Here is an 11,749-nt window from a genome sequence, read left to right on the forward strand (position 1 = left end):
TCGACGCCACGGAGCTGCGTACCTTCCTCAAGCAGCACCTGCCTGAGTACATGGTGCCCTCCGCGCTCCTCGTGCTGGAGGCCCTGCCGCTCAACACCAACGGAAAGGTGGACCGCAAGGCCCTGCCTGCGCCCCAGGGCACCGCGCTCGCCTCCACCTACGTCGCGCCGAGCACTCCCGCCGAGGAGCAGCTCGCCGCCCTCTTCATGCAGGTGCTGCGCGTGCAGCGCGTGGGCGTCCACGACGACTTCTTCGCGCTCGGCGGCCACTCGCTGTTGGCCACCCAGCTCGTCTCGCGCGTGCGCTCCGCCTTCCGCGTGGAGCTGCCGCTCAGGGCCCTCTTCGAAGCCCCTACGGTCGCCGCACTCGCCGAGCGGCTCCAGTCGCTCACGCCGAACACCCAACTGCCTCCGCTCACCCGCATTCATGCGGACGGCCCTCTGCCGTTGTCCTTCGCGCAGCAGCGCCTCTGGTTCCTGGATCAGCTCACACCGGGCGACGCGTCCTACAACCTGCCCACGGCGCTCCGGCTGACGGGACAGGTGGACGTGGAGGCGCTGCGCCGCGCCTTCGAATCACTGGTCGCCCGCCACGACTCCCTGCGCACCACCTTCCGTGAGCACCAGGGACAGGCGACCCAGCACATCCACTCGCCCGACGCGTGGGCGTTGCCGCTCATCGACCTTTGCGCGCTGCCCGAAGCGCAGCGCGAAGACGAAGCCCAGCGGAAGGTCGAAGCGGAGGCACGTCAGCCGTTTGACTTGCAGCACGGTCCGCTGCTGCGCACCGCACTCGTGCGGTTGTCCGCTGAAGAGCACCTGTTGCTCGTGACGATGCACCACATCGTCTCCGACGGCTGGTCCATGGGCGTGCTCGTCCGCGAGTTGGTCGCCTTCTACGAGGCCTTCAGCACGGGCCGGACACCCACGCTTGCCCCGCTGCCCGTGCAGTACACGGACTTCGCGGCGTGGCAGCGCGACTGGCTCCAGGGCGAAACGCTGGATGTACAACTGGGCTACTGGAAGCAGCAGCTGGCAGGTGCTCCGACCCCCTTGGAACTGCCCACGGATCATCCGCGTCCAGCCATCCAGTCCAACGCGGGCGCGACCCACTCCGTCCAGATTCCCCAGGCGACGTCCGAAGCGCTCAAGGCCCTGGCCCAGCGCGAAGGTGCCACGCCCTTCATGGTGCTGCTCGCGGGATTCCAGCTCCTCCTGTCGCGTTACTCGGCGCAGGACGACATCAGCGTGGGCTCGCCCATCGCGGGCCGCACCCAGGCGGAGACCGAAGGCCTCATCGGATTCTTCGTCAACACGCTCGTGCTCCGCTCGCGCGTGGCCCCCGAGGCCTCCTTCCGGAAGCTGCTCTCCCAGGTGCGCGGCACGACGCTCGCGGCCTATGAGCACCAGCACGTGCCCTTCGAGAAGCTGGTGGAAGCCCTCCAACCGGTCCGGGATGCGAGCCGCAGTCCGTTGTTCCAGGTGATGTTCGTCCTCCAGAACGCCCCTGGAGAAGCGCTGCGCGTTCCGGGCCTCACCTTCCGGCAGGTCACCGCCGAAGGTCACTCCGCCAAGTTCGACCTCACGCTGTCGCTGCAGGACTCACCGCAGGGCTTCGTCGGCTTGATGGAGTACAGCACCAGCCTCTTCGAGCGGAGCACCGTCGAACGGATGGCGGGCCATCTGCGCACGCTGCTGGAGGCCGTGGCCGCGAAGCCAGAACAGGCCCTGTCCGAGCTGTCCCTCCTCTCCAACGACGAGCGCCAGCGCATCCTCGTGGATTGGAACGACACCGGGGTCGCGAGCCCCATGGACGTCCCCGTCCACGTCCACTTCTCACAGCAGGCCCGCCGCACGCCCGGCGCGGTGGCCCTGGCCCTGGGGGACGCGACGCTGACGTATGCCCAACTGGAATCGCGCGCGAACCAACTGGCCCACCACCTGCGCGCCCTCGGCATCGTGCCGGGCGCGCGCGTGGGCCTCGCTGTCGAGCGTTCCTTCGAGATGGTGACGGCCCTGCTCGCCATCCTCAAGGCGGGCGCGGCCTTCGTCCCCGTGGACCGCAATGCCCCGGTGGAACGCATCACGACGCTGCTGGAGGACGCCGACGTCAGCGTGGTGCTCACGCATCAGCCCTTCGCCTCGAAGCTGCCCGCTTCCGGCACGCGTGTGTGGCTGGATGCGCAGCAGGACGTCATCGCCGCGCTCCCTACGCACGCCCCCGACGTCCGCGTGGAGGGGGAGTCCCTGGCCTACGTCATGTTCACCTCCGGCTCCACGGGCCGTCCCAAGGGCGTCAGCGTGCCCCACCGGGGCATCACCCGCCTCGTGCTCGGCAGCACCTTCATGCGCTTCGGATCCGAGGAGGTGTGGCTGCAGATCGCCCCCATCGCCTTTGATGCCTCCACGCTCGAAATCTGGGGTGCACTGCTGCACGGCGGGAAGCTCGTCCTTGCCCCGCCTCACGCCTTGTCGTTGGAGGAGCTGGCGGAACAAATGCGTCGCCACCGTGTGACGGCGCTCTTCATCACGACCGCGCTCTTCGAGCAGATGGCCCTGCACCAGGGCGAAGTCCTGGCGGCGGTGCGCCAGGTCGCCACAGGCGGAGACGTAATGCCCTGGATGCGCCTGCGAGACCACCTCGCTCGCCTCGCGGAAGGTGCAACGCTGGTGCATGCCTACGGCCCGACGGAGAACACCACCTTCTCCACCACGCTGCCGTTGCACCGCGACACACGCGTGGAGGGGCCTGTCTCCATCGGCCGTCCCATCCAGAACGCCACGGCCTACGTGTTCGATGCGCACCTGCACCCGGTGCCCGTGGGCGTCGCGGGTGAGGTGTACGTCGGCGGTCCGGGCCTCGCGTGGGGATACCTCCACCGCCCCGACCTGACCGCGGAGCGCTTCGTCCCCCATCCCTTCGCCGCCACGCCCGGCGAGCGGCTCTACCGCACCGGCGACAAGGCTCGCTGGCTGGCCGATGGCACGCTCGACTTCCTGGGCCGCGTCGACTTCCAGGTGAAGGTGCGTGGCTTCCGCATCGAGCTGGGTGAAATCGAGTCGGGTCTTCGCGCCTTCCCGGGCGTCAACGAGGCCGTCGTCGTGGCTCGGGGCGCTGACTCGGACAAGCGTCTCATCGGCTACGTCACCGCGCACCAAGGACAGACGCTGGACTCCGACGTGCTCAAGGCGAGCCTCAAGCAGCGGCTGCCCGAGTACATGGTCCCCTCCGCGCTCGTCATCCTCGAGCACCTGCCCCTCAACGCCAACGGGAAGGTGGACCGCAAGGCCCTGCCGGATCCCGTGGACGCGTCTCGGGCCTCCACCTTCGTGGCCCCACGGACCGGTACCGAAGAGCAGCTGTCGGTCCTCTTCACGCAGGTGCTGCGCGTGGAGCGCGTGGGCATCCACGACGACTTCTTCGCCCTGGGTGGCCATTCCCTCCTGGCCACCCAGCTTGTCTCGCGGGTGCGAGCCACCTTCCGCAGGGAACTGCCCCTTCGCGCGCTCTTCGAGGCGCCTACCGTGGAGGCCCTCGCCCGGCGCATCGACGCCGAGGGACTCACCGCACCGTCGGTCCCCCTTCGTGGCTCAGCGACGCGAGGCGCCTCGGAGCCCTTGTCCTTCGCACAGCAGCGGCTGTGGCTGTTGGATCAGCTCCAGCCGGGGGACGCGTCCTACAACCTTCCCACCGCGCTCCGGCTTTCAGGGCACCTGGACGTGGAGTCCCTGCGTCGCGCCTTCGAAGCACTCGTCGCCCGCCACGAGGCCCTGCGCACCACCTTCCACCAGCACCAGGGCCAGCCCACGCAACACATCCATGTCCCGGTGGACTGGACGCTGCCTGTCGTGGACCTCTCCGCCCTGCCAGAGCCCCAGCGGGAGGAGGAGTCCCAGCGGCTGGCCAATGAGGAGGCCCGTCGCCCCTTCAGCCTCGACAAGGGCCCACTGCTGCGCAGCATGCTCGTGCGCCTGGCCGAGGATGAACACCTGTTGTTCGTGACGATGCATCACATCGTCTCCGACGGCTGGTCCATGGGCATCCTCGTCCGCGAGATGGTGGCCTTCTACGAGGCCTTCACCACGGGAGGCACACCCGCCCTCACGCCGCTGCCCGTGCAGTACGCGGACTTCGCGACGTGGCAGCGCGACTGGCTCCAGGGTGAGGTCCTGGATGCGCAGATCGAGTACTGGAAGCAGCAGCTCTCCGGAGCGACTGCCGCGCTGGAGCTGCCCACGGACCATCCGCGTCCGCCCGTGCAGTCGCATCGTGGCGCCACGGTGGACGTGCGGATTCCCGCTCACATCGCCGAGGCACTCAACTCCCTGGCCCAGCGGGAAGGCGCCACGCCCTTCATGACGCTGCTGGCGGCGTTCCAGCTCCTGCTGTCGCGATACGCCGGCCAGGACGACATCAGCGTGGGTTCGCCCATCGCCGGCCGCACGCAGGCGGAGACCGAAGGCCTCATCGGCTTCTTCATCAACACGTTGGTCCTGCGGACCCAGCTGAACCCGCGCTCGACGTTCCGGGAGTTGCTGGCCCAGGTGCGCGGCACGACGCTCGCGGCCTACGACCACCAGCACCTGCCCTTCGAGAAGCTCGTCGAAGCCGTGCAGCCCACGCGCGACCTGAGCCGCAGCCCCCTCTTCCAGGCCATGTTCGTTCTGCAGAACACGCCCACCGAGGCGCTGCGTCTGCCCGGCCTGTCATTCCAGGCCCTGCCGCTGGAGGCCCACTTCGCCAAGTTCGACCTCTCCCTGGGTCTGCGCGAGAGCCGGGACGGATTCGTCGGCACGCTGGAGTACGCGACGGACCTGTTCGACGCGTCGACTCTCCAGCGCATGGCCGGGCACTTCGGCGTGTTGCTGGAGGCCATTGCCGCGAAGCCGGACACGAGGCTCGGTGACCTGCCGCTGCTTACGGACTCCGAGCGTCGGCAGATCCTCATCGAGTGGAATCCGGAAGCGTCACTGGCGATTCGTGAGCCGAGCATTGTCGCGATGGTGGAAGCCCAGGTGCGCCGCACGCCGGATGCGATTGCTGTCATCACGCCCGAGCGGCAGCTGACGTACCGGCAGCTGGACGCGAAGGCGAACCAACTGGCTCACCGCCTGCGCGGCCTGGGCGTTGGCCCCGAAGTCCGCGTCGGCCTCTGTGTCGAGCGCACCGAGGACCTCCTCATCGGCGCGCTCGGCATCCTCAAGGCCGGTGGTGCCTATGTGCCGCTGGACCCCAGCTACCCGCGGGAGCGCCTGAGCTGGTTGCTGGAGGACGCCCAGGGCCCTGCCCTCGTCGCCCACTCGCACCTGCTCTCCGCACTGCCTGAAACGTCCGCCACGCCGGTGTGCCTCGATTCGGATGCGGAGCTGGCGAAGCAGCCCACCACGTCACCCGAGATGGACATCCATCCGGGCCACCTCGCCTACCTCATCTACACCTCCGGCAGTACGGGCCGTCCCAAGGGCGTCGCCATCTCCCATGGCAACGCCGTCTCCTTCCTCCATTGGGCCCTCGCGACGTTCTCTCCGGAGGAGTTGAAGGGCACCCTCGCCGCGACGAGCCTCAACTTCGACCTCTCCGTCTTCGAACTCTTCGCACCGCTCTCCAGTGGTGGTGCGGTGGTGGTGGCTCGCAATGCCCTGCACCTCGCGGAGCTGCCGACGGCTGCCCACGTCACCCTCGTCAACACCGTGCCCTCCGCCATGGCGCAACTGCTGCGCTTGAATGCGGTGCCTCCCACGGTGCGCGTCATCAACCTCGCAGGTGAAGCCCTGCCGGAGACGCTGGCGAAGCAGGTCTACGCCGTCCCCACGGTGCAGAAGCTCTTCAACCTCTACGGGCCCTCCGAGGACACCACCTACTCCACTGCGTCCCTCGTCGGCCGTGACGAAGTGCCCCTCATCGGCCGCCCACTGCCCTCCACGCGCGCCTACGTACTCGACGCTTCGTTGCAGCCGGTGCCCGTGGGTGTCGCCGGTGAGCTGTACCTCGCGGGTGAAGGACAGGCGCGTGGCTACCTGCTGCGTCCGGAGCTCACCGCGGAGCGCTTCGTCCCGGAGCCCTACGGGCCTCCCGGTGGCCGCATGTACCGCACGGGCGACCGCGTCCGTTACCGCATGGACGGGCGCCTGGAGTACCTCGGTCGCATCGACTTCCAGGTGAAGGTGCGCGGCTTCCGCATCGAGCTGGGCGAAATCGAAGCAGCGCTCCGCCGTGCACCGGGCCTCAAAGACGCCGTCGTCGTCGCCAAGGGCGAAGCCGCCGACAAGCGCCTCGTCGCCTACGTCACGCCCAAGGCCAATGCCTCACTGGAAGTGGAAGCCCTCAAGGCGCATCTGCGTCAGGGGCTCCCCGAGTACATGGTGCCCGCCACCTTCGTGGTGCTGGACGCCCTGCCCCTCAACGCCAACGGCAAGGTGGATCGCAAGGCCCTGCCGGAGCCGGAGGCACCCCAGTCGGGCAACACCTACGAAGCGCCTCGCACGGAAGTGGAGGCGAAGCTCGCGTCCATCTGGGCGGAGGTGCTGCGTCTGCCCCAGGTCGGCGTGAAGGACTCCTTCTTCGAGTTGGGTGGGCATTCGCTGCTGGCCACGCAGGTGGTGTCGCGCGTGCGCGCGGACTTCAACGTGGAACTGCCACTGCGTGCTCTCTTCGAATCTCCCACGGTCGAAGCCCTGGCCGGACAGCTGGCGGGGCTCACTCGCACCAACGCCCCGCAGCTCACCCGCGTCGCGCATGACGGTCCGCTGCCGCTGTCCTTCGCTCAGCAGCGACTGTGGTTGCTGGATCAGCTCCAGCCGGAGGACGCCTCCTACAACCTCCCGGCTGCGCTTCAGCTCTCCGGACGCCTGGACGTAGAAGCCCTGCGCCGTGCCTTCGAGGCGCTCGTCCAGCGCCACGAAGCCCTGCGCACAACCTTCCACGAGCATCAGGGTCAACCCATGCAGCGTATCCAGGCTCCGGCAGGATGGACGCTGCCTCTCACGGACCTGTCCGCCCTGCCCGATGCTCAGCGGGAGGAAGAAGCCCGGAAGCTGGCTGACGAGGAAGCCCGCCGTCTCTTCCATCTCGACACAGGCCCCCTGCTTCGCAGTGCACTGGTGCGGCTGCGCGAGGACTCGCACCTGCTGCTGGTGACGATGCACCACATCGTCTCCGACGGTTGGTCCATGGGCGTCCTCGTGAAGGAGTTGGCCGCGAGCTACGTCGCATTCTCCGCGGGCCGCGAGCCCCCCCTGGCGCAGCTGCCGGTGCAGTACGCCGACTTCGCGACGTGGCAGCGCGACTGGCTCCAGGGCGAAGTCCTGGATGCGCAAATCCACTACTGGAAGCAGCAGCTCTCCGGAGCCCCCGCCGCGCTGGAGCTGCCCACGGACCGCCCGCGTCCTCCCGTGCAGTCGCACCGGGGCGCCACGGTGGAGGTGCGCATCCCCGCGGAGGTCGCTCACGCGCTCAAGACGCTGGCGGGACGTGAGGGCGCTACGCCCTTCATGGTGCTGCTCGCCGCCTTCCAGGTGCTCCTGTCGCGATACTCCGCGCAGGACGACATCAGCGTGGGTTCCCCCATCGCGGGTCGCACCCAGGCGGAGACCGAAGGCCTCATCGGCTTCTTCGTCAACACGCTCGTCCTGCGCGCACAGCTGAATCCGCGCTCGACGTTCCGTGAGCTGCTCGCCAAGGTGCGCGGCACGACGTTCGCGGCCTTCGAGCACCAGCACCTGCCCTTCGAGAAGCTCGTCGAAGCCGTGCAGCCCACTCGGGACATGAGCCGCAGTCCGCTCTTCCAGGCCATGTTCGTCCTGCAGAACACGCCCGCCGAGGCGCTGCGTCTGCCCGGCTTGTCCTTCCAGGCCCTGCCACTGGAAGCCCACTTCGCCAAGTTCGACCTCTCGCTCGCACTGCAGGAGGTTCAGGCAGGACTGGCCGGCACGCTGGAGTACGCGACGGACCTCTTCGACGCGGCGACCATTCAGCGCATGGCCGGGCACTTCGGCGTGTTGCTGGAGGCCATTGCCGCGAAGCCGGACACGCGGCTCGGTGACCTGCCGCTGCTCACCGACTCCGAGCGCCAGCAGCTCCTCGTCGACTGGAACCCGGAAGCGGCACTGGCGATTCGTGAGCCGAGCATTGTTGCGATGGTGGAAGCCCAGGTGCACCGCACACCGGATGCGATTGCTGTCATCACGCCCGAGCGGCAGCTGACGTACCGGGAGCTGGACGCGAAGGCCAATCAGCTCGCGCACCGCCTGCGCGGCTTGGGCGTCGGCCCCGAAGTCCGAGTCGGCCTGTGCGTCGAGCGCACTGAGGACCTCCTCATCGGCGCGCTCGGCATCCTCAAGGCCGGTGGTGCCTACGTGCCGCTGGACCCCAGCTACCCGCGTGAGCGTCTGGGCTGGCTGCTGGAGGACGCCCAGGGCCCTGCCCTCGTCGCCCACTCGCACCTGCTCTCCGCTCTGCCTGAAACGTCCGCAACGCCGGTGTGCATCGACTCGGATGCGGAGCTGGCGAAGCAGCCCACCACGGCGCCTGCCGTGGACATCCATCCGGGCCACCTCGCCTACCTCATCTACACCTCTGGCAGCACCGGCCGTCCCAAGGGTGTCGCCATCTCCCATGGCAACGCTGTCTCCTTCCTCCACTGGGCGCTCGCCACGTTCTCTCCAGAGGAGCTGAAGGGCACCCTCGCCGCGACGAGCCTCAACTTCGACCTCTCCGTCTTCGAACTCTTCGCGCCGTTGAGCAGCGGTGGCGCGGTGGTGGTGGCTCGCAACGCCCTGCACCTGGCGGAGCTGCCCACCGCCTCTCACGTCACCCTCGTCAACACCGTGCCCTCCGCCATGGCGCAGCTGCTGCGCCTGAATGCGGTGCCTCCGGGCGTGCGCGTCATCAACCTCGCGGGCGAAGCCTTGCCGGAGACGCTGGCGAAGCAGGTCTACGCCGTCCCCACGGTGCAGAAGCTCTTCAACCTCTACGGGCCATCCGAGGACACCACCTACTCCACTGCCTCCCTCGTCGGCCGTGACGAAGTGCCCCTCATTGGCCGCCCACTGCCCGCGACGCGTGCCTACGTGCTGGACGCTTCGTTGCAGCCAGTGCCCGTCGGCGTCGCAGGTGAGCTGTACCTCGCGGGTGAAGGACAAGCGCGTGGCTACCTGCTGCGCCCGGAGCTCACCGCGGAGCGCTTCGTCCCGGAGCCCTACGGCCCGCCCGGCGGCCGTATGTACCGCACGGGCGACCGCGTCCGTTACCGCATCGACGGGCGCCTGGAGTACCTCGGCCGCATCGACTTCCAGGTGAAGGTGCGTGGCTTCCGCATCGAACTCGGTGAAATCGAAGCAGCGCTCCGTCGCATCCCCGGCCTCAAGGACGCCGTCGTCGTCGCCAAGGGCGAAGCCGCCGACAAGCGCCTCGTCGCCTACGTCACAGCACGCGAAGGCCACTCGCTGGACTCCGAGTCGCTCAAGGCCCACCTCCGGCAGCAACTGCCTGAGTACATGGTTCCCTCAGCGCTGATGGTGCTGGACGCCCTGCCGCTCAACGCCAACGGCAAGGTGGACCGCAAGGCCCTGCCTGAACCCGATGCCCACACCATCGAGGCCAAGGACTTCGTCGCGCCCCGAGATGCGCTCGAAATGCAGCTCGCCCGCATCTGGGAGGACGTCCTCGGCGTCCGCTCCGTCGGCGTCCGCTCCAGCTTCTTCGAACTCGGCGGCCACTCCCTTCTCGCCGTGCGCATGGTCGCCGCCGTGCGAGAGCGCCTGGGAAAGACGATTCCCCTCTCCGTCCTCTTCCAGCAGCCCACCGTCGAGCAGCTCGCCCAGGTGCTCCGCGATGACTCCCAGGCCTGGACGCCGCTCGTCCCACTGGAGCGCGGAGAGGCAGGCCACCGGCCCTTCTTCCTTGTCCACCCCGGCGGCGGCAACGTGCTGGCCTACTCGGAACTGGCGCGTCGCCTGGGTCCCTCACTCCCCGTCTACGGCCTCCAGTCGCGCGGCCTCGACGGACGCCCCGTCGCTGAATCCATCGAGGAGATGGCCGACCTCTACATCGAAGCCATCCGTACGGTGCAACCGCATGGCCCCTACCAGCTGGGAGGCTGGTCCCTGGGCGGACTCGTCGCCTACGAGATGGCCCAGCGGCTGCGTGAAGCAGGCGAAGCGGTGGACCTGCTCGCGCTCATCGACACCCACGTGCCCGGCCTGACGAAGCCCTCGCAGGACGCCTCGCGCTTCGATGCCGAAACCCGCGCGCGGCTCGCCTTCGCCCACGCCACCGCGACGGCCTTCGGCCAGGACCTCTCCATCTCGGACGAAGCGCTGGCACAGGGCGGCGACGAAGCCATGTTGGCCCACCTGCTACAGGAAGGCCTCCGGGCGCGCATCCTCGACGCGCACGCGGGCCCCTCCCAGTTGCGCGTCCTCTTCAACGTCTTCCGGGCCAACCTCTTCGCCCAGGAGAAGTACGTGCCCCGGCCGTACGACGGCACCGCCCTGCTCCTGAGCGCCAGCGAGGCGTCCACGGGGCTTCCGCATCACCGTGGCTGGGAGCCCCTCGTCCGCGGTGGCCTGGAAGTGCACGCCGTCTCCGGAAGCCACCACGCCCTGATGCAGGACCCGCACCTCGGGCCTGTCGTCGAACACCTGCGCGATGCACTCACGCGGGTGTCGGGCAGCACGCCCCGACAGGCCACGGGGAGCTGACTTCGGGTTTGGAGTGAAGACAGGTGCCCCACCGTCGTGGCTCATCGCGACGGTGGGTTCGTTTCGCGCGGCGCTGCCCTTGATACATGTTTTGAGGCGTGATCCATCCCGCGTCGGCGGGAACTCGCGGTCCGCTCGAAGCACGGCGCCAGGAGCCTGCCCCCTCCTCGATCAGGGAGGAGACTCTGGGAGCAGGTCTCACTCTGGAGGACATCTGACGTCCTTCCATCCCTGGACGCAGGGAACCAGAATAATCCCGCAAATACCCGGATTCATTCGAGTGGGTTCCCAGCCCCCCTCATGACAGGGCCTCCGTAGGCGGAATAATCTTACCCACATAAATTTGACCCACCCTCGCGCTTCTCCCGGGAGAGCGGCGCAGGGCGTCAATCCGGCACCAGCAACAAGCCCGAGTTCTCACGAGCACCACCGGCCCCGTGGTGCTCGTACGCCATGGCGTCCCGAGTGTGGAGTACACGAGATGAGCCACGAGCTGTCGAAGCGGATCGCCAACCTCTCACCGGAGAAGCGCGCCGAGCTGCTCAGGAAGATGGCCGCGCAGAAGGCCGCCTCGGGCAACTCCACGCAGGGGCTCATCCCGGTTCAGGACCGCTCGCGACCGCTGCCCCTCTCCTTCGCCCAGCAGCGCCTGTGGTTCATTGATCAGCTGCAACCCGGCACCTCCCTCTTCAACGTGCCCATGGCGGTGCGTCTGGAGGGTGCGCTCGACGTGGCCGTGCTGGAGCGCGCGCTGCGCGAAGTCGTGCGCCGTCACGAAGTCCTTCGCACCACCTTCCGCGAGGACGCCTCGGGCCCCGTGCAGGTGGTGGCGCCGGAGCCGGCGCTCACCCTGGAGCGCAAGGACCTCACGGGCTCGCCTCCCGAAGAGGCCTGGCGCCTGGCGCGGGAAGCGGCGGCGCAACCCTTCAATCTCGCGACGGGGCCGCTGCTTCGGGCGCTGCTGCTGACGTCGGCGCCGGGAGAGCACCTGCTCGTCGTGGTGGTGCACCACATCGTCTCCGACGGCTGGTCCATGACGCTGCTGGTGC

2 protein-coding genes are annotated in these 11,749 nt (G+C 68.5%); both read left to right on the top strand.

Going from position 1 to position 11,749, the window contains the following annotated elements:
- On the top strand, positions 1 to 10,700 hold a 10,700-nt coding region (locus D7X32_RS39705), incomplete at its 5' end, for a non-ribosomal peptide synthetase (RefSeq protein WP_147450453.1).
- A gap of 481 nt (positions 10,701 to 11,181) precedes the next feature.
- A partial coding sequence (locus D7X32_RS39710; protein ID WP_244239444.1) for a condensation domain-containing protein occupies positions 11,182 to 11,749 on the top strand: 568 nt, incomplete at its 3' end.

Source organism: Corallococcus carmarthensis (assembly GCF_003611695.1).
Taxonomy (GTDB): domain Bacteria; phylum Myxococcota; class Myxococcia; order Myxococcales; family Myxococcaceae; genus Corallococcus; species Corallococcus carmarthensis.